General features: G+C 45.7%; 30 protein-coding genes. 23 read left to right on the top strand and 7 right to left on the bottom strand.

The features are described from left to right. Positions 1 to 4 precede the first annotated feature (4 nt). The 16 genes from rplX (at position 5) to rplQ (ending at position 8,174) form a co-directional block, all read left to right on the top strand. Complete coding sequence (gene rplX, locus ACF8OV_RS09695; protein WP_005455662.1) at positions 5 to 322, top strand: 50S ribosomal protein L24; 318 nt, start codon at positions 5 to 7, stop codon at positions 320 to 322. Positions 323 to 345: 23 nt separating this feature from the next. After that, positions 346 to 885 carry a 50S ribosomal protein L5 gene (gene rplE / locus ACF8OV_RS09690; RefSeq protein ID WP_005455660.1) on the top strand — a complete coding sequence of 180 codons (540 nt, stop codon included), beginning with the start codon at positions 346 to 348 and terminating at the stop codon, positions 883 to 885. A gap of 17 nt (positions 886 to 902) precedes the next feature. After that, complete coding sequence (rpsN, locus tag ACF8OV_RS09685; protein ID WP_005455658.1) at positions 903 to 1,208, top strand: 30S ribosomal protein S14; 306 nt, start codon at positions 903 to 905, stop codon at positions 1,206 to 1,208. Between the two features lie 29 nt (positions 1,209 to 1,237). Continuing rightward, complete coding sequence (gene rpsH / locus ACF8OV_RS09680) at positions 1,238 to 1,630, top strand: 30S ribosomal protein S8 (protein ID WP_005455656.1); 393 nt, start codon at positions 1,238 to 1,240, stop codon at positions 1,628 to 1,630. 12 nt (positions 1,631 to 1,642) lie between these two features. Next, positions 1,643 to 2,176 carry a 50S ribosomal protein L6 gene (gene rplF, locus ACF8OV_RS09675; protein ID WP_005455654.1) on the top strand — a complete coding sequence of 178 codons (534 nt, stop codon included), beginning with the start codon at positions 1,643 to 1,645 and terminating at the stop codon, positions 2,174 to 2,176. Positions 2,177 to 2,185: 9 nt separating this feature from the next. Next, positions 2,186 to 2,539, top strand: coding sequence for a 50S ribosomal protein L18 (rplR, locus tag ACF8OV_RS09670; protein ID WP_005435088.1), 354 nt, complete (start codon positions 2,186 to 2,188; stop codon positions 2,537 to 2,539). Between the two features lie 14 nt (positions 2,540 to 2,553). After that, positions 2,554 to 3,057, top strand: a complete 504-nt coding sequence (gene rpsE, locus ACF8OV_RS09665) for a 30S ribosomal protein S5 (protein ID WP_005435090.1) — start codon at positions 2,554 to 2,556, stop codon at positions 3,055 to 3,057. 7 nt (positions 3,058 to 3,064) lie between these two features. After that, on the top strand, positions 3,065 to 3,241 hold the full coding sequence (gene rpmD / locus ACF8OV_RS09660; RefSeq protein ID WP_000201159.1) for a 50S ribosomal protein L30: 177 nt from the start codon (positions 3,065 to 3,067) through the stop codon (positions 3,239 to 3,241). Between the two features lie 5 nt (positions 3,242 to 3,246). After that, the gene (gene rplO, locus ACF8OV_RS09655; RefSeq protein WP_005450562.1) at positions 3,247 to 3,681 is read left to right on the top strand and encodes a 50S ribosomal protein L15; all 435 of its coding nucleotides are present in this window, start codon (positions 3,247 to 3,249) and stop codon (positions 3,679 to 3,681) included. A 20-nt stretch (positions 3,682 to 3,701) separates the two neighbouring features. Next, the gene (gene secY, locus ACF8OV_RS09650) at positions 3,702 to 5,036 is read left to right on the top strand and encodes a preprotein translocase subunit SecY (protein ID WP_005481401.1); all 1,335 of its coding nucleotides are present in this window, start codon (positions 3,702 to 3,704) and stop codon (positions 5,034 to 5,036) included. Between the two features lie 38 nt (positions 5,037 to 5,074). After that, positions 5,075 to 5,188, top strand: coding sequence for a 50S ribosomal protein L36 (gene rpmJ, locus ACF8OV_RS09645; protein WP_000868186.1), 114 nt, complete (start codon positions 5,075 to 5,077; stop codon positions 5,186 to 5,188). A gap of 149 nt (positions 5,189 to 5,337) precedes the next feature. Further along, the gene (rpsM, locus tag ACF8OV_RS09640; RefSeq protein WP_005450559.1) at positions 5,338 to 5,694 is read left to right on the top strand and encodes a 30S ribosomal protein S13; all 357 of its coding nucleotides are present in this window, start codon (positions 5,338 to 5,340) and stop codon (positions 5,692 to 5,694) included. Between the two features lie 18 nt (positions 5,695 to 5,712). Then, on the top strand, positions 5,713 to 6,102 hold the full coding sequence (gene rpsK / locus ACF8OV_RS09635; protein ID WP_001118870.1) for a 30S ribosomal protein S11: 390 nt from the start codon (positions 5,713 to 5,715) through the stop codon (positions 6,100 to 6,102). Between the two features lie 27 nt (positions 6,103 to 6,129). Continuing rightward, complete coding sequence (rpsD, locus tag ACF8OV_RS09630; protein ID WP_005383146.1) at positions 6,130 to 6,750, top strand: 30S ribosomal protein S4; 621 nt, start codon at positions 6,130 to 6,132, stop codon at positions 6,748 to 6,750. A gap of 24 nt (positions 6,751 to 6,774) precedes the next feature. Then, the gene (locus ACF8OV_RS09625; protein WP_005383143.1) at positions 6,775 to 7,767 is read left to right on the top strand and encodes a DNA-directed RNA polymerase subunit alpha; all 993 of its coding nucleotides are present in this window, start codon (positions 6,775 to 6,777) and stop codon (positions 7,765 to 7,767) included. A gap of 26 nt (positions 7,768 to 7,793) precedes the next feature. Beyond that, entirely contained in the window at positions 7,794 to 8,174 is a 381-nt protein-coding gene (rplQ, locus tag ACF8OV_RS09620) for a 50S ribosomal protein L17 (RefSeq protein ID WP_005383141.1), read from the top strand. A 138-nt stretch (positions 8,175 to 8,312) separates the two neighbouring features. Here rplQ and ACF8OV_RS09615 read toward each other — a convergent pair whose 3' ends face one another. Together ACF8OV_RS09615 and ACF8OV_RS09610 are read right to left on the bottom strand one after the other, a co-directional pair. Then, a complete protein-coding gene (locus ACF8OV_RS09615) occupies positions 8,313 to 8,792 on the bottom strand; it encodes a DUF2780 domain-containing protein (protein ID WP_031828272.1) in 480 nt (159 codons plus the stop codon). A 138-nt stretch (positions 8,793 to 8,930) separates the two neighbouring features. Further along, positions 8,931 to 9,551, bottom strand: a complete 621-nt coding sequence (locus tag ACF8OV_RS09610) for an FKBP-type peptidyl-prolyl cis-trans isomerase (RefSeq protein WP_005496936.1) — start codon at positions 9,549 to 9,551, stop codon at positions 8,931 to 8,933. Between the two features lie 232 nt (positions 9,552 to 9,783). Here ACF8OV_RS09610 and ACF8OV_RS09605 point away from each other — a divergent pair, with 232 nt between their 5' ends. Beyond that, positions 9,784 to 10,383 (top strand): LysM-like peptidoglycan-binding domain-containing protein, encoded by a 600-nt coding sequence (locus ACF8OV_RS09605; protein ID WP_020904298.1) that lies wholly within the window; start codon positions 9,784 to 9,786, stop codon positions 10,381 to 10,383. Between the two features lie 65 nt (positions 10,384 to 10,448). Here ACF8OV_RS09605 and ACF8OV_RS09600 read toward each other — a convergent pair whose 3' ends face one another. Then, positions 10,449 to 10,910, bottom strand: a complete 462-nt coding sequence (locus ACF8OV_RS09600; RefSeq protein WP_017449007.1) for a GNAT family N-acetyltransferase — start codon at positions 10,908 to 10,910, stop codon at positions 10,449 to 10,451. 146 nt (positions 10,911 to 11,056) lie between these two features. Between ACF8OV_RS09600 and dbpA the strand changes: the two genes are divergently transcribed. Further along, positions 11,057 to 12,436: an ATP-dependent RNA helicase DbpA gene (gene dbpA, locus ACF8OV_RS09595; protein WP_005454697.1), complete on the top strand. Its 1,380-nt coding sequence runs from the start codon at positions 11,057 to 11,059 to the stop codon at positions 12,434 to 12,436. A 57-nt stretch (positions 12,437 to 12,493) separates the two neighbouring features. Here dbpA and ACF8OV_RS09590 read toward each other — a convergent pair whose 3' ends face one another. Next, positions 12,494 to 13,066, bottom strand: coding sequence for a Crp/Fnr family transcriptional regulator (locus tag ACF8OV_RS09590; RefSeq protein ID WP_086677543.1), 573 nt, complete (start codon positions 13,064 to 13,066; stop codon positions 12,494 to 12,496). 108 nt (positions 13,067 to 13,174) lie between these two features. Further along, complete coding sequence (gene cpdB / locus ACF8OV_RS09585; protein WP_029833776.1) at positions 13,175 to 15,136, bottom strand: 2',3'-cyclic-nucleotide 2'-phosphodiesterase; 1,962 nt, start codon at positions 15,134 to 15,136, stop codon at positions 13,175 to 13,177. 266 nt (positions 15,137 to 15,402) lie between these two features. Here cpdB and cobA point away from each other — a divergent pair, with 266 nt between their 5' ends. The 5 genes from cobA to cysC all read left to right on the top strand — a co-directional run bounded on the left by cobA (position 15,403) and on the right by cysC (position 21,293). Continuing rightward, the gene (cobA, locus tag ACF8OV_RS09580) at positions 15,403 to 16,278 is read left to right on the top strand and encodes a uroporphyrinogen-III C-methyltransferase (RefSeq protein WP_031792278.1); all 876 of its coding nucleotides are present in this window, start codon (positions 15,403 to 15,405) and stop codon (positions 16,276 to 16,278) included. Positions 16,279 to 16,337: 59 nt separating this feature from the next. Further along, positions 16,338 to 17,246, top strand: a complete 909-nt coding sequence (cysD, locus tag ACF8OV_RS09575) for a sulfate adenylyltransferase subunit CysD (RefSeq protein WP_140352348.1) — start codon at positions 16,338 to 16,340, stop codon at positions 17,244 to 17,246. Between the two features lie 18 nt (positions 17,247 to 17,264). Further along, positions 17,265 to 18,695: a sulfate adenylyltransferase subunit CysN gene (gene cysN, locus ACF8OV_RS09570; RefSeq protein WP_005454657.1), complete on the top strand. Its 1,431-nt coding sequence runs from the start codon at positions 17,265 to 17,267 to the stop codon at positions 18,693 to 18,695. A 231-nt stretch (positions 18,696 to 18,926) separates the two neighbouring features. Further along, positions 18,927 to 20,651: an SLC13 family permease gene (locus tag ACF8OV_RS09565; RefSeq protein WP_005454668.1), complete on the top strand. Its 1,725-nt coding sequence runs from the start codon at positions 18,927 to 18,929 to the stop codon at positions 20,649 to 20,651. A 24-nt stretch (positions 20,652 to 20,675) separates the two neighbouring features. Then, positions 20,676 to 21,293, top strand: coding sequence for an adenylyl-sulfate kinase (cysC, locus tag ACF8OV_RS09560; protein ID WP_005454655.1), 618 nt, complete (start codon positions 20,676 to 20,678; stop codon positions 21,291 to 21,293). A gap of 90 nt (positions 21,294 to 21,383) precedes the next feature. Here cysC and ACF8OV_RS09555 read toward each other — a convergent pair whose 3' ends face one another. Further along, entirely contained in the window at positions 21,384 to 22,289 is a 906-nt protein-coding gene (locus ACF8OV_RS09555) for a TIGR03899 family protein (protein ID WP_005454670.1), read from the bottom strand. 317 nt (positions 22,290 to 22,606) lie between these two features. Continuing rightward, positions 22,607 to 23,101, bottom strand: coding sequence for a DUF3299 domain-containing protein (locus tag ACF8OV_RS09550; protein ID WP_029864355.1), 495 nt, complete (start codon positions 23,099 to 23,101; stop codon positions 22,607 to 22,609).

Below are 23,101 nucleotides of genomic sequence, written 5' to 3'. Positions count from 1 at the left end.
AGAAATGGCAGCTAAAATCCGTCGTAATGACGAAGTAATCGTTCTTGCTGGTAAAGACAAAGGCAAGAAAGGTAAAGTAACTAAGGTCCTAGCAACTGGTAAAGTTATCGTTGAAGGTATCAACCTTGTTAAGAAACACCAGAAACCTGTTCCTGCACTAGGTATCCAAGGCGGTATCGTAGAGCAAGAAGCAGCAATCGATGTTTCTAACGTGGCTATCTTTAATGCAGCTACTGGTAAAGCTGACCGTATCGGTTTCCGTTTTGAAGACGGCAAAAAAGTTCGTTTCTTCAAGTCTAACGGCGAAACCGTTTCTAACTAATAGAAGTAATTTGGAGTTCTACTATGGCGAAACTGCATGATTACTACAAGTCGTCTGTAGTCGCTGAACTGACCAAACAGTTCAGTTACACAAGCGTCATGCAAGTCCCTAGAATCGAGAAAATCACCCTAAACATGGGTGTTGGTGAAGCAATCAACGATAAGAAACTGCTAGAAAACGCAGCATCTGATATGGCAACGATCTCTGGTCAAAAGCCACTTATCACTAAAGCGCGTAAATCTGTTGCAGGTTTCAAAATCCGTGAAGGCTACCCTATCGGTTGTAAAGTAACCTTGCGTGGCGAACGTATGTGGGATTTTCTTGAGCGTTTGATTAACATCGCTCTTCCACGTGTACGTGACTTCCGTGGTGTTAGCGCTAAGTCTTTTGACGGTCGCGGTAACTACAGCATGGGCGTTCGCGAGCAAATCATCTTCCCGGAAATCGACTTTGATAAAGTTGATCGTGTACGCGGTCTAGACATCACTATTACGACGTCTGCTGGTACTGATGAGGAAGGCCGTGCTCTGCTGGCTGCCTTTAACTTCCCATTCCGTAAGTAAGGTGAAGGGTTACTGTTATGGCTAAACAATCAATGAAAGCACGTGAAGCTAAACGTGCAAAGCTAGTAGCTAAGTTCGCTGAAAAGCGTGCAGCGCTAAAAGCTATCATCAGCGATGTAAACGCATCTGAAGAAGATCGTTGGAACGCAGTTCTTACACTGCAATCTCTTCCACGTGATTCAAGTGCATCACGTCAGCGCAACCGTTGTAACCAAACTGGTCGTCCACACGGTTACCTACGTAAGTTCGGTCTAAGCCGTATTAAGGTTCGTGAAGCTTGCATGAAAGGCGAGATTCCGGGTCTTCGTAAGGCTAGCTGGTAATTGCCACTTAATCATTTGGAGTAAATCATATGAGCATGCAAGATCCGATTTCGGATATGCTGACCCGCGTTCGTAACGGTCAGGCAGCAAACAAAGTTGCTGTTAAAATGCCTTCTTCAAAGCTTAAAGTTGCAATTGCTGCACTACTAAAAGCTGAAGGTTACATCGTTGACTTCGCTGTTGAAGGCGAAGCAAAACCTGAGCTAGAAGTAACTCTTAAGTACTTCCAAGCTAAACCAGTAATCGAGCAACTTAAACGTGTTTCTCGTCCAGGTCTACGTGTTTACAAGAAGAAAGATGAACTTCCTTCTGTAATGGGTGGTCTTGGTATTGCTATCGTTTCTACTTCCAAGGGTCTTATGTCAGACCGCGCTGCACGTAAAGCAGGTCTTGGTGGTGAAATCATCTGCTACGTAGCTTAATAGGAGTAGAATATGTCTCGTGTTGCTAAAGCACCTGTCGCTATTCCAGCTGGCGTAGAGGTGAAACTAAACGGCCAAGAAATCACTGTAAAAGGTGCTAAAGGCGAACTAACTCGCGTACTAAACGACGCTGTAGTTATCGCTCAGGAAGAAAACAACCTAACTTTCGGTCCTAAAGAAGGTGTTGCTAACGCTTGGGCACAAGCAGGTACTGCTCGTGCACTAGTTAACAACATGGTTGTTGGTGTTACTGAAGGCTTTACTAAGAAGCTAACTCTTAAAGGTGTTGGTTACCGTGCTGCTATCAAAGGCAACGCTGTAGGTCTAACACTAGGCTTCTCACACCCAGTTGAGCACGAGTTGCCAGCGGGTATCAAAGCTGAATGTCCAAGCCAAACTGAAATCGTGATTACTGGTTGTGACAAACAACTAGTTGGTCAAGTTGCGGCTGACATTCGTTCTTACCGTCAACCTGAGCCTTACAAAGGTAAAGGTGTTCGTTACGCAGATGAAAATGTGCGTACTAAAGAAGCTAAGAAGAAGTAAGGTAACACTATGGATAAGAAAGCATCTCGCATCCGTCGTGCTACACGCGCACGTCGTAAGATTGCAGAACTGGGTGCGACTCGCCTAGTTGTACACCGTACTCCTCGTCACGTGTACGCACAGGTTATCGCGGCTAACGGCTCTGAGGTTATCGCAGCAGCTTCTACTGTAGAAAAAGCGATCCGTGAGCAAGTGAAATACACTGGTAACGTTGATGCAGCTAAAGCAGTAGGTAAAGCTGTTGCAGAACGCGCTCTTGAAAAAGGCGTAACTGCAGTTGCATTTGATCGTTCTGGTTTCCAATACCACGGTCGAGTAGCGGCGCTAGCAGAATCTGCTCGCGAAGCTGGTCTGAAATTCTAAGGTAGGGTTGGAAGATGGCTAAAGAACAACAAGTTCAAGCGAATGATTTGCAAGAAAAGCTAATCGCAGTTAACCGTGTTTCTAAAACGGTTAAAGGCGGTCGAATCATGAGCTTCACTGCACTAACAGTAGTTGGTGACGGTAATGGTCGTGTAGGTTTCGGTTACGGCAAAGCTCGTGAAGTACCTGCAGCGATCCAAAAAGCAATGGAAAAAGCGCGTCGTAACATGACTACGATCGCTCTAAACGAAGGCACTCTTCACCACCCAGTGAAAGGTCGCCACTCGGGCTCTAAAGTTTACATGCAGCCTGCAGCAGAAGGTACTGGTGTTATCGCAGGTGGTGCGATGCGTGCAGTACTAGAAGTTGCTGGTGTACACAACGTACTATCTAAAGCATACGGTTCAACGAACCCTATCAACATCGTTCGTGCAACGATCGATGCACTAGGTAGCATGAAGTCGCCAGAAATGGTTGCTGCTAAACGTGGTCTAACTGTTGAAGCTATTTCGGAGTAAGAACACCATGGCAACTATTAAAGTAACTCAAACTAAAAGCTCAATTGGCCGCCTACCAAAGCACAAAGCTACTTTGCGTGGTCTAGGTCTTCGTAAAATCAACCACACAGTAGAACTTGAAGATACTCCGTGCGTACGCGGTATGATCAACAAGGTTTACTACATGGTTAAAGTTGAGGAGTAATCAGAATGCGTTTGAATACTCTTGCACCGGCTGCTGGCTCTAAACATGCTCCTAAGCGTGTAGGCCGTGGTATCGGTTCTGGCCTAGGTAAAACTGGTGGCCGTGGTCACAAAGGTCAAAAATCACGTTCTGGCGGTAAAGTTCGTCCAGGTTTCGAAGGCGGTCAGATGCCTCTGAAACAACGTCTACCAAAATTCGGTTTCACTTCTCGTAAGAGCCTAGTGTCTGCTGAAGTTCGTCTAGCTGAGCTAGCGAAAGTTTCTGGTGACGTGGTTGATCTAAACAGCCTTAAAGCTGCTAACATCATCACTAAGAACATCGAATTCGTTAAAGTTGTTCTTTCTGGTGAAATTAACAAAGCAGTGACTGTTAAAGGTCTACGTGTGACTAAAGGCGCTAAAGCTGCAATCGAAGCTGCAGGCGGTAAAATCGAGGAATAATCTCGAGGAACGAGGTACAGATGGCTAAGAAACCAGGACAAGATTTTCGTAGTGCTCAGAGCGGCTTAAGTGAACTAAAGTCGCGCTTGTTATTCGTAATTGGTGCACTTTTAGTATTCCGAGCCGGCTCTTTTGTGCCGATTCCTGGTATTGACGCTGCTGTACTTGCCGATTTGTTCGAACAGCAAAAAGGTACCATCGTTGAAATGTTTAACATGTTCTCCGGTGGTGCTCTTGAGCGTGCATCTATATTAGCATTGGGCATCATGCCGTATATTTCGGCATCTATTGTTGTCCAATTGCTAACTGTAGTTCATCCAGCGTTAGCTGAACTCAAAAAAGAGGGTGAAGCAGGCCGTCGTAAGATCAGCCAATACACACGCTACGGCACGCTTGTACTTGCAACCTTCCAGGCTATAGGTATCGCAACAGGCTTACCAAACATGGTCGACAATCTGGTTGTTATCAACCAAACCATGTTTACGCTAATTGCTACCGTAAGTTTAGTAACCGGCACCATGTTCCTAATGTGGTTAGGTGAACAAATTACAGAGCGTGGAATTGGTAACGGTATTTCGTTACTAATTTTTGCAGGTATTGTTGCTGGATTGCCTTCTGCAATCGGTCAAACAATCGAGCAAGCGCGTCAAGGTGAATTGCATGTACTTCTTCTGTTGCTAATCGCGGTATTAGCTTTTGCAGTAATTTACTTCGTTGTTTTCATGGAACGTGGTCAGCGTCGAATCGTCGTTAACTACGCGAAGCGTCAACAAGGTCGTAAAGTATTTGCTGCACAAAGTTCTCACTTGCCACTTAAAATTAATATGGCAGGTGTTATTCCAGCGATTTTCGCATCAAGCATTATCCTGTTCCCAGGAACACTGGCTCAGTGGTTTGGTCAGAATGGTGAGAGCAGCGCGTTCGGTTGGTTAACTGACGTGTCTTTGGCTCTTAGCCCAGGTCAGCCATTGTATGTAATGCTATATGCAGCAGCAATTATCTTCTTCTGTTTCTTCTACACGGCGTTGGTTTTCAACCCGCGTGAAACAGCAGATAACTTGAAGAAGTCTGGTGCATTCGTACCCGGTATCCGCCCAGGTGAGCAGACAGCGAAGTACATCGATAAAGTAATGACACGTCTTACCCTTGCTGGTGCACTGTACATTACCTTTATCTGTCTGATTCCCGAGTTCATGATGGTCGCGTGGAACGTACGTTTCTACTTCGGCGGTACATCACTACTAATCGTAGTTGTTGTAATTATGGACTTTATGGCACAGGTACAGACTCATCTGATGTCTCAACAGTATGATTCTGTGTTGAAGAAAGCGAATCTGAAAGGCTACGGCCGTTAATCCGGCGGTAGACTCAGTTTCATTTACGGAGTTTAGCAATGAAAGTTCGTGCTTCCGTTAAAAAAATCTGCCGTAACTGTAAAGTAATCAAGCGTAACGGTGTCGTTCGCGTGATTTGCAGTGAGCCAAAGCACAAACAGCGCCAAGGCTAATTAGCAGAAATTTTTACTTGAAAATGAAGGTTGGGTCGAGTATATTCCTCGGCCTACCTTTTGCGTGCAAAAGAAGTAGTATTCCGCAGCGTATCCATAACGGGCTTTGCTGCGGCTAATTCTTTTATAGAAACACTTAGGAGTGAATAATGGCCCGTATAGCAGGCATTAACATTCCTGATCAGAAACACGCTGTAATCGCTCTAACGGCGATCTACGGCATCGGTAAAACTCGCTCTCAAGCTATCCTAGCTGAAGTGGGTATTGCTGAAGATGTTAAGATCAGTGAACTAACTGAAGAGCAGATCGATCAACTGCGTGATGGTGTAGCTAAGTACACTGTAGAAGGTGATCTACGTCGTGAAGTATCTATGAACATCAAGCGTCTTATGGACCTTGGCTGTTACCGTGGTCTTCGTCATCGTCGCAGTCTACCGCTACGTGGACAGCGTACTAAAACCAACGCTCGCACCCGTAAGGGTCCGCGTAAGCCGATCAAGAAATAATCGGGAAGGTAGAGTACAATGGCTAAACAACCAACTCGCGCTCGTAAGCGCGTACGCAAGCAAGTTGCAGATGGCGTTGCGCACATCCATGCTTCTTTCAATAACACAATCGTAACCATTACTGACCGTCAAGGTAACGCTCTTGCATGGGCTACTGCAGGTGGTTCTGGTTTCCGTGGTTCTCGTAAGTCTACTCCGTTCGCTGCACAGGTTGCTGCTGAGCGTTGTGCTGAAATGGCTAAAGAATACGGTCTAAAGAACTTGGAAGTTATGGTTAAGGGTCCTGGTCCAGGTCGTGAATCTACTGTTCGCGCACTGAACGCAGCTGGTTTCCGCATCACAAACATCGTTGATGCTACACCAATCCCTCATAACGGTTGTCGTCCACCTAAGAAACGTCGCGTATAACGTTTCTAGGACTATTGGAGAAGAATCATGGCAAGATATTTGGGTCCTAAGCTGAAGCTTAGCCGTCGTGAAGGCACTGACTTATTCCTTAAGTCTGGTGTTCGCGCGATCGATACCAAGTGTAAAATTGATAACGCACCAGGTGTACACGGCGCTCGTCGCGGTCGTCTATCTGAGTATGGCGTTCAGCTTCGTGAGAAGCAAAAAGTTCGTCGTATGTACGGCGTTCTAGAAAAACAATTCCGTAACTACTACAAAGAAGCTGCACGTCTTAAAGGCAACACAGGTGAGAACCTGCTTCAGCTTCTTGAAGGTCGTCTTGATAACGTAGTTTACCGCATGGGCTTTGGCGCAACTCGCGCAGAAGCACGTCAGCTAGTTAGCCACAAAGCTATCCTAGTTAACGGTAAAGTTGTAAACGTTCCTTCTTTCAAAGTAGCGGCTAATGACGTTGTTTCTATTCGCGAGAAAGCTAAACAGCAAGCTCGTATCAAAGCAGCTCTAGAAGTTGCTGAACAACGTGAAAAACCAACTTGGATTGAAGTAGATGGTGGCAAGATGGAAGGTACATTCAAGCGTATGCCTGAGCGTTCTGATCTATCAGCTGACATCAACGAACAATTGATCGTCGAGCTTTACTCTAAGTAAGGTTTAAACTAAAGAGAGGACACAATGCAGGGTTCTGTAACAGAATTTCTTAAGCCACGTCTAGTTGACATCGAACAAATCAGCTCGACTCACGCAAAAGTAACTCTTGAGCCATTAGAGCGTGGCTTTGGTCATACTCTGGGTAATGCACTTCGCCGCATTCTTCTATCTTCTATGCCTGGTTGTGCAGTGACAGAAGTAGAAATTGAAGGCGTACTTCATGAGTACAGCACTAAAGAAGGCGTACAAGAAGATATTCTTGAAATCCTTCTAAACCTTAAAGGTTTGGCAGTGCGTGTAGCTGAAGGCAAAGATGAAGTGTTCATTACTTTGAACAAATCAGGCTCGGGCCCTGTGGTTGCAGGTGACATCACCCATGACGGTGATGTAGAGATCGCTAACCCTGAACACGTTATTTGTCACCTAACGGATGACAACGCTGAAATCGCAATGCGTATTAAAGTTGAACGTGGTCGTGGTTATGTTCCAGCTTCTGCGCGTATCCATAATGAAGAAGACGAGCGTCCAATCGGTCGCCTACTAGTAGATGCTACTTACAGCCCAGTAGACAAAATTGCCTACGCTGTAGAAGCAGCTCGTGTAGAACAGCGTACTGATCTAGACAAGCTTGTTATCGATATGGAAACAAACGGTACTCTAGAACCTGAGGAAGCAATCCGTCGTGCAGCTACTATCCTAGCTGAACAATTGGATGCATTCGTAGATCTTCGTGATGTACGTGTTCCTGAGGAGAAGGAAGAGAAGCCAGAATTCGATCCGATCCTACTGCGTCCTGTAGACGATCTTGAACTAACAGTTCGCTCTGCTAACTGTCTGAAAGCAGAAGCGATTCACTACATCGGTGATCTAGTACAACGTACTGAGGTTGAGCTACTTAAAACGCCTAACCTTGGTAAAAAATCTCTTACTGAGATTAAAGACGTACTTGCGTCACGTGGTCTGTCTCTGGGCATGCGCCTAGAAAACTGGCCACCTGCATCAATCGCTGAAGATTAATCGATACTAGTTAGAAGGATTAGGTCATGCGCCATCGTAAGAGTGGTCGTCAACTCAACCGCAACAGCTCACATCGTAAAGCGATGTTTAGCAACATGGCTAGCTCTCTAGTACGTCATGAAGTTATCAAGACTACTTTGCCAAAAGCAAAAGAGCTACGTCGCGTAGTTGAGCCTTTGATTACACTAGCTAAGACTGACAGTGTTGCTAACCGTCGTCTAGCATTTGCACGTACTCGTGACAACGAAGTAGTTGCAAAACTATTTAACGAACTAGGTCCACGTTTTGCTGCTCGTCAGGGCGGTTACACTCGTATCCTAAAAGCTGGCTTCCGTGCTGGTGATAAAGCTCCAATGGCTTACATTGAGCTTGTAGATCGCCCAGCTGCTGAAGAAGCTGCTGAGTAATCAGTTCGTAAGAACGAGAAAGCCGAGCGTTAGCTCGGCTTTTTTGTATCTGTAATTTTCTCAAAAATGGGAGCCTACTATTTGTATGCTCCCATTCTTTTTACTTCTATTTCGGTGGGGATTTCGCTTAAAGCGAAATTACTTACCGCTCGTCCATAGACCGCTTAAAGACTTCAATAATCCCTCACTTGCTCCTTGCTCATTTAGGTAACCTAAAATCACTGGTGCAAATTGGCTGATCATCGATGGGTCTAGTCCTAGTGCATTAAATGCGCTTTGTACGGCACTCAAGCTTTCGATGTTACCTAACAGGCTTTGTGCACCTTTCAAATTGGATAATCCAGGGATCAATGACTGCAATTCCGTGCTGTTTTGTTGAGACAGTTGGCTTTGAGCAAGTGCAATTAGGGCACTGCTGCCACCTGCAGCTTGTTCTGTCGAAACTGGTAGCTGACTCGTTAGTAGCTCAGTAAGAGGTGAAGATTCTGCATTTAGGCCCTGGCTTACCATATCCATAAGACCATTTTGGCTGCTCTTATCTACGACAGTGTCCAAAAACGCATGTGCGCTGCCAATATTCACTGATAGGAGAGCTAAAGTTAGGAGAGTTTTACGCATAGTACCTCCGACGGTTGAGCGTTTTAACTTATTTGTTGTATTTATTTTTTTAGGTCATCTGAGTGATAACTTCTATTATTTTATAAAAAAAGCGGCGCTAATGCGCCGCTTTATGTAGGTCATTGAGAAAAGTCTCAATTATAGAATGTCTAGTAGCTCAACTTCGAATACTAGTGCTGCGAATGGAGGGATTGCAGCGCCTGCGCCACGTTCACCGTACGCAAGGTCTTGTGGGATGTATAGTTTCCACTTAGAACCTACAGGCATTAGTTGTAGAGCTTCAACCCAACCTTTAATTACGCCAGTTACTGGGAACTCAGCTGGTTGGCCGCGAGATACAGAGCTGTCGAATACTGTGCCGTCTGTTAGTTCACCGTGGTAGTGAACACGTACAGATTTATCAGCTGTTGGGATTTCGCCAGTACCTTCATTGATGATTTCGTACTGTAGGCCAGATTCAAGAACATTAACTTCTGGACGTAGAGCGTTGTCTTTTAGGAACGCTTCACCATCAGCTGCTGCTGCTTTAGCTGCTTCTTGACGAGCTGCTTCTGCGCGAGTGTGTAGCTCTTGCAGTGCATTGTTGATTTCGTCAATTTCGATTGATGGCATTTCGCCAGTCAATGCTGTTGCGATACCCGCAGCGATAGCGTCAACGCTAAGGCCTTCAAGACCAGAGCCAGCTAGTTGCTGACCCATTTGCAGACCAATGCCGTAGCTTGCTTTTTGTTCTGCAGTTTCAAATTTAATTTCAGACATGAATGTCGCTCTTATTAGGAGTGATAAAGGCAACAGGATATCAGTTTCGAGCTTAGGTTTAAATAATTGCTGGCGATTGCGTTATCTGACCATCCAGCGTGTGACTTATCTCTTACTCCAAGTGAAATTTCTGCTAATTTAAACCAAATTCCATTTTACTTTAGTCAAAACCATATACTCTCCGCGCTGGTATTTTTATACTGGTAGTAGAAGTATTAAGGGACACATCAACATGAATCGTCGCAGAAAGAAAAAGCAGCAAGTCGACTACGTCGAGTTGGTCAAACAAAAGTTCGCTGCTATCAACTGGAAGCAGCCGTTCAACAAAAGTAAGTGGTTAGAACGTGTAGAACCAATCAAGGCATTTTGGCAGCGCTTACCTAAATTCCATCAACGAGCTTTGATGGTGTTAATGCCATTATTACTTCTACTTCTGATTGTACCGTTACCGAAAAAGACGGAAGCGTTAGTCGAACAGCAGGGTGAAGTGGATAGCCAGCGTGTCGCGATCCAGTTAAATGCGCAAAGCCTGAGTCAGCAACGTACGTCGCAAAACTCGGGGCCTAAGTCAGAAGACTGGAAAGAGTACCATGTGAAGAATGGTGATACGTTAGCTCAAGTTTTTCGCAACAATCAGCTTTCTATGGCTGACCTTAGCGCCTTAGTAAAAATAGAAGGAAGCGATAAGCCACTGAGCCATATCAAGCAGGGGCAACTCATCCGTTTTAAACTCTCAGAAAACGGCCAGTTAGATATGTTGCAACTGGAAAAGAGCGATCATTCGGTTATGTTCTTCCGTCTATCGGATGGCAGCTTCGGCAGAAACAAATAGTTTCCGTTGTAGATTTAAAAAGACGCGATCATCTCGCGTCTTTTTTATTGCAGTTTTGTAGAGGTTTATTGAGTCGAATGCTTCCTGCGCATGTCTACGTGTGGAATTCCATCTTCTAAGTAACTGTCAGACATAACTTCAAATCCATGGTGAGCATAAAAATCGATAAGATGTTCTTGTGCACCAATGTCTATGGTTTTTTCGGGCCATAACGTAGAACATGCTTGGATGGCTTGTGTGATTAGCCGATGGCCTAAGCCACCACCTCGGGCTGTTTGTTTGGTTACGACTCGGCCAATACTGACGTTATCGTAAGTGGTTCCAGCTGGTAGAAGCCGAGCGCAGGCAACTAATTCATCATTGTGGTAGCCGAGTAGGTGATGAACGCCGTCAATAATATCCTTACCATCTAGCTCCGGGTACGGGCAAGTTTGCTCGACGACGAACACATCGACGCGTAAGCGCAGCATCTCATACAGTTGTAAGGTAGTTAGTTGAGCAAAAGGCAAAGTGATCCAAGTGGTCATGTCCGTCGTCCATAATGATAGTAGAGTGCCTGAATGTACTCGCTTTTGTTTCAATACTCATTAACAATGGTTAATTTTCACTGGTCTTCCCAGAAAATCTGGCGATAATATGCCCTCTTTTTCATCCCACCTGAGGATATTTCCCTGTGAGCAAACAAACTTTTGACCAAGTAGGCCTGAACCCAGCGCTACTAGAAACGCTGGATTCATTGAACTACACCCATATGACGCCAATTCAAGCGTTAAGCTTACCGGCGATTTTGAATCAGCGTGACGTAATTGGTCAGGGTAAAACGGGCTCGGGTAAAACAGCTGCGTTTGGTCTTGGCGTGCTATCAAATCTAAACGTAAAACGATTTCGCGTGCAGGCTTTGGTGCTGTGTCCGACTCGCGAACTGGCGGATCAAGTTGCTAAAGAAATTCGAACGCTAGGGCGTGGTATCCATAACATTAAAGTACTTACGTTGTGCGGCGGTATGCCGATGGGACCGCAAATTGGTTCGTTAGAGCATGGTGCACATATCCTTGTTGGTACTCCGGGGCGTATTCTGGATCACCTTGAGAAAGGCCGTATTAACTTGGAAGAGTTGAATACATTGGTGCTGGATGAAGCCGATCGTATGCTAGAAATGGGCTTCCAAGATGCTTTAGATGCAATTATTAATGCGGCGCCTAAACAGCGTCAGACATTGCTGTTTAGCGCAACATTCCCAGAGAAGATCGAGAAAATCGCTCAGCGTATTATGAAATCGCCAGAGATGATCAAGGTTGAATCGACTCACGATACTTCCAGCATTGCTCAATACTTCTACAAAGTAGAAGGAACTGAAGCGCGTGATGAGGCGCTAGCGAATCTTCTTTTGACTTACCAACCAGAGTCGGCGGTGGTGTTTTGTAATACGAAGAAAGAAGTGCAAAATGTCGCGGATGAATTACACCATCGCGGCTTTAGCGTGATCGATATTCACGGTGATCTTGAACAGCGTGAACGTGATCAAGCACTGGTGCAATTTGCGAACAAGAGCGTTTCTATTCTTGTGGCAACGGACGTGGCGGCACGAGGTTTGGATGTGGACAATCTTGATGCTGTGTTCAACTTTGAGCTGTCTCGTGACCCAGAAGTGCACGTGCACCGTATTGGCCGTACTGGCCGAGCAGGCAGTAAAGGTTTGGCGTTCAGCTTCTTTGGTGAAAAAGACGGTCTACGTGTTGCTCGTATCGAAGAGTACTTAGAGATGGATGTGGTACCCGCGACCTTGCCAGCGAAATCAAATCAGCAGCCATACCAAGCGAAGATGGTGACCATCAACATTGATGGCGGCAAGAAGCAAAAAGTTCGTCCTGGCGATATTCTTGGTTGTTTGACTGGCAAAAATGGCATCCCAGGTGCGCAAGTGGGCAAGATTCATTTGTTCCCTGTGCGTTCTTACGTTGCTGTAGAAAAGTCTGCCGCGAAGAAAGCATTGCAAATTATCAGTACGGGTAAGATGAAAGGGCGTCAGTTCCGAGCGCGTCTTCTTAAATAGTCATTAGATTGAACAAAGGCTCTTCGTTGGAAGAGCCTTTTTTGTTTGGTGTGTCTCTTATTCACTGTCTTTTGCTAAACGCGCTTTAATACGGCTTAAGCTGATAGCGGTAATGCCGAGGTAAGCCGCAATTTGGCTATCGGTAATACGTTGTTCTAAATCTGGGTAGTGGCGGCAAAATAACTGATAACGTTCTTCAGGCGAATACAACAGCATAAAACGTTCTTTATTCTCTTTGTTCATCAACTGCGTTTCGAGCAATTTTAGGTAAATAGAGTGCTTTTCGGCGCGCCATTGATGCAATGCCTCGATAGGCAGACAGAATAAATGACATGCGGTCAGCGTTTCCAATAAGTACGGTGAAGGTTGATCTTTTATCACGCTTTCAAAGCCGATCACCCAGTCCTTTTCCCAATAAAACTCTTTGCTGAATTCTTTGCCTTTCTCTGTGAGATAGCTTGCGTGACATAACCCCTTCAGAATGAAGTAGATGTGTGAACTAAATTCACCTTGATGGCTAAGAATGTGTCTAGTGGGTAACTCTAACTCTTGTCCATGGACCATGAGTTGTGAGGCTTCGTCTTCTGAAAAGCCATGTTGAGTGAGATCGAAAAATACGTCGTTTTGCATGAAGGTTATCTGCAGTGAAAGGGTTAGCGCATTTGAACTATCTTAACTGCTTTGTGCAGCAACAAAAAGCGGCTCACTGAGGAGCCGCTAGTTTGAACATCGAGTCGCTTATTTGTTTAAATCGATCTGATAAATGGCAAAGCCCACTTCGTCAGTTGTGACGCGTTTCATCGGGTATTGGCCTTTGTCTTGGATAAACTTCGAAGCTTTTTCGCTCGGTGAGGTTTCAAAGCGAATATCCAGTTTTTTGTCTGACTTAATTGGTGCGAACGACCAGTTATTGTCAGCGCTTGGCGTGACTTCGCCTTTTTCCTCACTGACGCGAGAAATGTACGCAGCAACCACAGAACGGTTTTCGTCTGGAGAGTCAAATGCAATGAAGTCCGGACCCGTGCCAGGGAAGGTATTGCTGTACGCGCGGTAATTGTTAGTCGCAATGATGAAATCTTGTTTCGGATCAACTGGTTTGCCATTGAAAGTTAGATTCACGATACGTTGGGAGTCCGGATTAATGACTTTACAACTCGCGTCGTACTTCGGTGGTTGAGTGATGTCGATTTGGTATTCCACACCATCAATCACGTCAAAGTTGTACGTACGAAAGTTATCCCAATCAACTAACGATTGTGGCTGAGTCGTATTGACATCAATATGCTTGAATTGGCCCGCGCTGCACTCTAGCCATTCATGTACTTCTTTGCCTTTCACCTTCATTGCGACGAGCGTATTTGGGTATAGGTACAAGTCGGCGGCATTGCGGAAAGTCAGTTGGCCAGATTCAACCTCAGTGAAGCCGTTCGGATCATCTTTACGTCCGCCCACTTTAAACGGCGCTGCCGCGCTCAAAACTGGAATGTCAGCAAGGTCTGGATCGCCTTGAATGAAACGTTCAACGTAGTCTTTTTGTGCAAGGTTAACGATTTGGATTGTTGGGTCGTCTTGCACCAAAGCCAAGAAGCTGTACATCACGTCATTCGCTTTACCAATTGGTTGGTTAACGAATTCGCGAGTGCCTTTGTGATCGTCTTCGAGTGCTTTAATGATGCCTTGGTCTGCTTCTGCAAGCGATTTCTTAGTCGCTTTGTCGAAAATTGGTCGAGCTTCAGATTGTCCTTCCACTACTTGCCATTGGCCGTCTTTTTGCTCGATGACTAGATCCATGACTCCCACGTGGCTACCCCAACGGCCAGGCATGACGGCAGTGACACCGTTGATGGTGCCTTTGTTGTTGTCTACGCCTTGTAGATTCTCAAATCCTTTGCCTGGGAAGACCGCGTGAGAGTGACCAAACGCAATGGCATCAATGCCTTTCACTTGCGTTAAATAGTACACCGAGTTCTCCGCACCTAGTTTATATGGATCGGTTGAAACCCCTGAATGCGGAATCGCGACAATAATGTCCGCACCTTCCTTCTTCATCTGCGGAATCAGCTTCTCTGCAGTTTCTTTGATGTCTTTGGCAACCACGTTGCCTTCAAGATTTTTCTTATCCCAAACCATGATTTGCGGTGGAACAAACCCGATGTAACCCACTTTTACTTGATGAATTTCGCCATCGGTATCTTTAAAACTGTGTGTTTTGATCAGGTAAGGTTGGAAGTAATGCTCGCCAGTTTTCTTATCAAACACATTGGCGTTGATGTAGGGGAAGTTCGCGCCGGCTAGCGTCTTTTGTAGGAAGTCCAAACCATAGTTGAATTCATGGTTACCAATGTTCCCCACATCATAGTGCAATTGGTTCATGGCTTTGTACACAGGATGAACTTCCCCAGTCTGTATGCCTTTTGCTGCCATGTAGTCACCCATCGGGCTACCTTGAATTAAGTCGCCGTTGTCGACCAACACGCTGTTTTCCACTTCGGATTTTGCCTGCTTAACTAATGTGGCTGCGCGGCTCAAACCAATTTGTTGTGATGGTTGGTCTTTGTAGTAATCGTAATCCATCACGTTGGTGTGGATGTCAGTGGTTTCAATAATACGAAGCTTGATCGTGTCTGCCATTGCTGGCCCTGCAAGCGTCAACATACCACTCAAAACTGCGACGGAAATAGGATTAACTGCCATTTTCATGAGGTGCTCCAATTTAATGGGATAGGAAGTCGAGTGTAACGAATTTTAATGCAACTTAATGATTAAGGTGCAGAAAACTGTGAATCAACGACATTTTACTGAACCCTTTTCATATTAAACGCCGACTTTTTCACGATTTTGAATGAGACCAAACAAAAACTTCTTAGCAGATTTTTGAATAAAAAATGAAATTTTAGAATTTCAGGTAATAAAAACACCCCGCCATAATGCTGGCATCACAATATCAATGGACGATGAGCAAGCACATGGCAACGAACGATTCAGTCACTACTTTACCTGTACAAAAGCCGAGGTTGGTTTCTGAAAACCAAGTGTCTGGCGTCACTCGTTTTGCAAAGCAGTCACTCAAACCAGGCGAAGTGGCATTGGTTGGTGCTGGCCCTGGCGACCCTGAACTTCTCACCATTAAAGCACTGAACTGTTTACAACAGGCGGATGTGGTCTTGTACGACTATTTGGTGTCTGAAGAGATCATGGCGCTGATCCCAAGCGATACGATTTTAGTTTGTGTTGGCAAGCGTGCAGGGCACCACAGTGTACCGCAAGAAAAGACAAATCAACTTTTGGTTGATTTTGCTAAGCAAGGATACCGAGTAGTACGAGTAAAAGGCGGTGATCCTTTCGTATTTGGTCGCGGTGGAGAAGAGCTAGAAGTGTTGGCTGATGCTGGCATTCGTTTTCAAGTGGTGCCTGGTATTACTGCCGCAGCAGGAGCGACAGCATATGCTGGCATTCCGTTGACGCACCGTGATTATGCTCAATCGGCCATTTTTGTTACTGGTCACTTGAAAGAAGAAAGTGATGAGATGGATTGGTCAACACTGGCTCGTGGTAATCAGACTTTAGTGATCTACATGGGACTCATGAAATCACACTATATTCAGAATCAACTCATTCAGCACGGAAGAGCGGCTTCAACTCCGATTGCTATTATCGAGCGCGGTACGCAAATTCAGCAAAAAGTTTTTACGGGAGAGCTTTCCCAACTATCTGATTTATCGAAGGAAGCTCAGGCGCCATCTTTGATTGTCGTAGGAGAGGTAGTGCGATTGTCTCAAAAGTTAGATTGGTTTTTGTCTAGTACTGATTTCAACAAAAGTGCTATTGCCAACTCCATATAATTTCAGTCCAAAGATTAGAGACGTAACGCGCCTTCAAGCTTAAAAAGGAAATACAAAACATGGACCAACAACGTTTAACTCACCTTAAACAACTCGAAGCGGAGAGTATTCATATCATCCGCGAAGTTGCTGCTGAGTTTGATAACCCAGTCATGATGTATTCGATTGGTAAAGATTCATCAGTGATGCTGCATTTGGCGCGTAAGGCGTTTTACCCGGGTAAGATCCCATTTCCGCTGCTGCATGTGGATACCGATTGGAAATTTCGCGAAATGATCGAATTCCGCGATCGTACTGCGGAAAAATACGGTTTTGAGCTTTTGGTTCATAAGAATCCAGAAGGCATCGCAATGGGATGTAGCCCGTTTGTTCATGGCTCGTCAAAGCATACGGACATCATGAAAACGCAAGGTCTTAAGCAGGCGCTAAACAAATATGGCTTCGATGCTGCTTTTGGTGGCGCTCGTCGTGATGAAGAAAAATCACGCGCAAAAGAGCGAGTGTATTCGTTCCGTGACAAGAACCATACCTGGGATCCGAAAAACCAGCGTCCAGAACTTTGGAAAACCTACAACGGTCAAGTGAATAAAGGTGAGAGCATTCGAGTGTTCCCACTTTCTAACTGGACTGAGCTTGATATCTGGCAATACATCTACCTAGAGAACATCGAAATTGTCCCGCTTTATCTTGCTGATAAGCGTCCGGTTGTCGAACGCGATGACATGCTGATCATGGTGGATGATGACCGTATGGAGCTTCAACCGGGTGAAGTAATTGAAGAGAAAAGCGTGCGTTTCCGTACGTTGGGCTGTTATCCACTGACAGGTGCGATTGAATCTGAAGCGAATACGCTGACGGGCATCATTGAAGAGATGTTGGTGGCGACCTCAAGTGAGCGTCAAGGCCGAGCGATCGACCACGATCAGTCAGGATCGATGGAACTCAAGAAACGTCAAGGTTACTTCTAAAAGATCTAAGGAAAGAGAATGAACAGTGCAGTTGAAGCTCAATTAGCCGAGCTTGGTATCGAAGGCTATTTAAAACAACATCAGTACAAGTCTCTGCTTAGATTTCTGACTTGTGGTTCTGTGGATGATGGGAAAAGCACCCTGATTGGTCGCTTACTCCATGATTCAAAACAAATTTATGAAGACCAACTAGCAGCGGTTCACTCAGATAGCCAACGCGTTGGTACGACGGGTGAAAAGCCAGATTTGGCGTTGCTTGTCGATGGTCTGCAGGCTGAGCGTGAACAAGGCATCACAATCGATGTTGCTTACCGTTATTTCTCGACGCAAAAGCGTAAGTTCATCATTGCTGATACCCCTGGACATGAGCAGTACACGCGCAACATGGCGACAGGCGCATCGACGTGTGATTTAGCGGTGATCTTGGTCGATGCCCGTAAAGGCATTTTGGATCAGACGCGTCGTCACTCTTTCATTTCAAACCTATTGGGCTTGAAACATTTTGTTGTCGCAATCAACAAGATGGATTTGGTGGATTACTCACAAGCGCGCTTCGAAGAAATTCGTGATGAATACCTGAAGTTTTCTGAAAATCTAACTGGCGATATTGATATTCAAATTATCCCGATTTCAGCGCTGGAAGGCGACAACGTAGTGGATAAAGGACAGAACCTGAACTGGTTTGAAGGTCCATCGTTGCTTGAGTTGCTAGAAACGGTGGATGTGGACTACGAAAAAGGTGCGGGTGAATTCCGTTTCCCTGTTCAGTACGTGAATCGTCCTAACCTTGATTTCCGTGGCTTTGCGGGCACGGTGTCGTCTGGCTCTGTGAAAGTCGGTGATGCCATCAAAGCATTGCCGTCCGGTAAAACGTCGACTGTCGCTCGCATTGTGACCTTTGATGGCGACATTGAAGAAGCGCAAGCTGGTCTAGCCGTTACGCTGACTCTGAATGATGAAATTGACATCAGCCGTGGTGATTTGATCGTGCTTGAGAACGCGCAAGTGCAAACCACCAACCATTTGCTTGCCGATGTGGTGTGGATGACTGAGCAGCCGTTGCAACCTGGTCGTGATTACGACATCAAGATTGCAGGTAAGAAGACCGTTGGTCACGTAGAGTCGATTCGTCACCAATACGACATCAATAACTTGTCGACGCATGGCGCTGCGGAACTGCCTCTAAATGGCATTGGTTTGTGTGAGTGGTCGCTCAATGAATCAGTAGCTTTGGACAATTACCAAGACTGCGCAGATACCGGTGGTTTCATCATCATCGATCGCCTAACTAATGTGACCGTTGGCGCTGGCATGGTGAAAGAAAGCTTAACAGAGCTTGAGCGCGGTTTGGCTGATGTATCTGCCTTTGAACTTGAGTTGAACGCCCTTGTTCGCAAACACTTCCCGCATTGGGAAGCTAAAGACCTAAGCCAGTTACTCAAGAAGTAATGGCAGTAAACCTAGGGACGTTATTAGTGTCTAGGTTCACAGCCTAACCGAGTGCGAAATGCGGTTAGGCTGCCTCTAACACCGGAATGTTCAGTGAAGCCCAAGAAAACTGAGCATTCTGGCACTCTTTTTCGCTTTGCTTTGCTCTGGTTACTTGTTTTATCGCTCTACACACTGTCGTTGTGTTGCGGTTTGTTTCGCTCGTTTCGAGCTTTTTGGTAAGGAAAGGCTATGTGGGAACAAGGATTTGTATTAGCGATTTTGCTTGGCATTATCACTTGTTTGCTTGTGACTAAGATTAAGCCGAGCTACGTTTTTGCTGGTGCAGCCTTTATTGCTTTCATGGCGGGAATGATGGATTCCACGACCATTGCTGCGAACTTTACCAACTCATCATTGTTAACTTTGGTCCTGTTGATTCTCGCTTCTTGTGCATTAGAAAAAACGTTACTGATCAGTTGGGTGAGCCGTAGTATTTCAGAAGGTCATTTAGGCAGTGTGATCGCCAAGCTTGGGTTATCGACCGCCTTACTGTCTTCCTTTACCAACAATACGGCCGTTGTTGTGTCTTTGATTGGTGCGATTAAACGCAATCAACAGCACGCGCCTTCTAAGCTACTGATTCCACTTTCTTACGCGGCGATATTTGGCGGCACATTAACGCTTATCGGTACTTCGACCAACCTTATTATTAATAGCTTTGTGGAAGATGCAGGGCTACCGAGTCTGAGCTTTTTTACTCCGACGATGATTGGCTTGGCTGTCTTAGCGGGTGGTCTTTTAATTCTTATTCCGCTGAGCTATTTGCTGCCAAGTTACGATGACCAAAACCAAGAAGACTTACCGTATTTCCTTGAATCTCGTGTTGAACCAGGTTCCCCTTTGGTTGGCCGTACCATCAGTGAAAACAATCTGCGTGCGCTGCGTAAGTTGTTTCTTGCAGAGGTGGTTCGTGATGGCGTGACGGTATCGTCAGTAGGCCCCGACTTCGTGCTGAAAGCGAAAGATCGTCTGTTGTTTTGTGGCGATGTCGAAAGTGTGGCGACCTTGCAAGAAATTCCGGGGCTGACGCTATTTGGGCAACAGCATTTGAATGGTCAAAACTTTATTGAAGTGGTGGTCAGCTCCTCTGCAACCTTCTGCCATAAGACTTTGAAAGAAAGCCGCTTCCGCGATCGTTTTGATGCGGTTGTTGTCGCCATTCGTCGTGGGCATGAGCGTTTGGAAGGTGGGTTGGGCAGTATTACCTTAGCTCCGGGCGATACTTTAGTGTTGGTGCCGGGCAAGCGTTTCGAATCTGAGCGTCGAGCGCACCGTAAAGAATTTGTGTTAGTGCACGACTTAGATTCCAGCGCACGTTTAGACTCCAATAAATCGACGATTGTGTTGATTGGTTTTGCTGCGGTTATCGCCTGTGCACTACTAGAACTTGTGCCGATCATTAAAGGGCTCGCGGTATACATCATTGCACTCATTGCGTTTGGCATAGTGCAAATCTCTGAGCTTCGTCGCCGTTTTCCCATTGATATTGTGGTGATTGTGGGTTCTGCGCTCTCTATTGCGCAGCTGATGATTTCATCGGGCTTGTCCGTCAGGATGGGCGAAATGTTTATCGAAGCGTTTAACGGCTGGGGCGTATTTGGTGCGCTGGTGGCCACATACATCATGACCTTGGTGCTGACTGAATTGGTGACCAACAATGCCGCTGCCGCGTTAGCATTTCCGATTGGCTATAGTATGGCTGTCGGGTACGGAGTGGATCCGATGCCATTTATTATGGCGGTATTGTTTGGCGCAAGCGCGAGCTTTATTTCTCCCTACGGGTATCAAACCAACTTGTTGGTTTACAGTGTAGGTAATTACAAATTGACCGACTATGTGCGAATTGGTGTGCCGATTTCGATTGTGTATTCCGTATTGGTACTGACATTAATTCCGGTCTTCTTTCCGTTTTAATTCCGATAAATACAAGGATTCGTTATGACCGCTGAAACACCGGTAAAAGATGAAAACATTGTCTGGCATCAGCACACGGTTGATAAACAGTTTCGTGCTGAGCTGAAAAAACAGAAACCAGCAGTGCTTTGGTTTACTGGTTTATCTGGCGCAGGTAAGTCAACCGTCGCGGGCGCGCTGGAGAATCGTTTAGCTGAGTTGGGCTACCACACTTATTTGTTGGACGGTGACAATGTTCGTCATGGCCTGTGTAGTGATCTAGGCTTTTCTGAACAAGATCGTCGTGAAAATATTCGTCGTATTGGCGAGTTGGCGAAACTGATGGCAGATGCGGGTTTGATTGTGTTGTCCGCGTTCATTTCTCCTCACCGTGCTGAGCGTCAACTCGTTCGCGATTTACTGCCCGAAGGTGAGTTCATTGAAGTGTTTGTGAATGCATCTCTCGAAGTGTGCGAAGGCCGAGATCCAAAAGGTTTATACAAAAAAGCGCGAGCAGGTGAGATCCCAAATTTCACGGGTATTGATTCAGAATATCAAGCGCCAATCAATCCAGAAATTGATTTGCCAGCAGGCGAGAAGAGCGTCGAAGAGTTGGTTGAGTTGTGTTTGAATGAGCTTAAACAGCGTCGTGTGATCAGCTAACTCAGCTTTTGGAACATGGGTGGAAAAAAGCCTCGTGTAATGCTTGAGGAGCTTTTAGATCATAGGTGACCTAAAGCTCCTAGAGCGAAACTAAACGGTATAGTTCACGCTGCTGCTTGCTTCGGTGCTTACGCTAAACTTTTGATTTAACAAGGCGAGCATTTGATCGTAGTACTGGGAATTTGGCTTGTTGCCAAGCAGTTTGCACAGTTCGTTACCCGTCGGCGTGAAACGGTAGTACAGCAGACGGATGCCCTTCGTATTCACTTGCAGAGACAAATTCTTGCCTTGATATGCCAGTATCAATGGCGTTTCAATGCCGATCTCTCCTGATTCCAGTTCTGTGCTATGCAGTAACCCCAATTCAATCAATACTAATAGACTTGAGTACGGCAATTGAAAGCTGCCCATATTCAGATTGCTGGTGGTATCTCGTTTACCAAAGTTGAATATTCCGCCATGTGCCTTATAGCCTATCAATAACTTTTTACTGTTATCGCCGCCAAAACTGCACGCCAAAGAGGCTGCTCTTTGTAGTGTTTGCGCTTCTTTTGGGGACATATCCTTAAGGACTTTCAGCGCTTTCATCGACGTGGAACCTGGGTTGGTCACTTCACGCTTCATTACTTGCGCCCACAACTTCTGCATTGAACTGTTGTGGATGTCTTGGGCCATATCAAAAAATCGATACAACCAATCTTGATCGGGTTCACCTGCGGTTTCATCGCGGCAAGCGCTGTGCGCGAGTTTTAGGATTTGCTCAAGGTTTTTTTGTCTTTGCTCTTGGCGTCGTTGGTCTCGCAGTTGTGCTCTTTCTAATGCGGATTTGGCAGGAGGGTCAGTTTGCAACAGAGCGTCGAGGCCATGAGATTGAGCGATGTTTTTAATTCTGCTCGCACTGTCTTTGATGTAACCCGTTTTCTTGTCGTGGTGACCGTTTTTCTGCGTATTAGGCTGGTGTTCAATCACTACAGGTTGTTTCGTTGGTTCTGCCATGTATTTTCCTACCAAGAGCTTGCGTTTGACGCTTGCCTCAATTTACACCTTAATCCGCGAGGCGACCAGAGAGAGCGTCTCAGATTTTGAAGGAATAGGTCTATCCAAAATGATAATGAGTTGTTAAAATTGTTATCGTTATTTTGGAGGGGCGATGAAGTTCTCGGAAGCAAGTAAACTGAAAAAGCACCTGTCGATAGCGTTTCTTTTGATTCTTTATGTGGGCGTGTTAGCGTACTTATCGCGCTACATTGTTTAACATTTAAAGATGACAAAGGCGCCGATGCGACGCCTTTGGTGTACCTTGAAATCGACGACTACATATCGTCGTAGGCTTCGATTTTTGAACCTTCAATCACATACGCTGTTTCTGCCAGTTCATGGTTAATGGTTTCGGTTTTTAACGTTCCCACCACGTAAATGACATCCCAAAGTTCCTGTACTGGTGCGCCTTTCGGAAATTTCACGTAAATGATTTGGTTTGGTGGTGGTGGTGGTACGTGGATACACGCCCCAAAATACGGCACCAACAAAAATTCCGTCACCGTGTTGGCATCTCCCTCAAGAGGAATCACGAAGCCAGGGATTTTGACCTGACTGCCATTGAGCTCTGGTCTGACGTTACCGATTTTTGATTGCTGCGCCGCGCCACCACTGTGATCAGATGCGGGCATCCCCACGCTGTCGAACAGCTTACGTTCCGCTTCAGGAACCAGATCGATCCAGTCGAGCGTTAATGGCTCATCACTCGCCATGACCGGCGTCGCAAATGCAATCGCGAGTAAGCAACTGGCTAAAACTTTTTTCCACAT

The sequence above is a fragment of the Vibrio sp. GLN_1 genome (assembly GCF_043106015.1).
Classification (GTDB): Bacteria; Pseudomonadota; Gammaproteobacteria; order Enterobacterales; family Vibrionaceae; genus Vibrio; species Vibrio parahaemolyticus.
The sequence above is the reverse complement of the archived record's forward strand: the minus strand, read 5'-3'. Positions and strand labels throughout refer to the sequence as shown.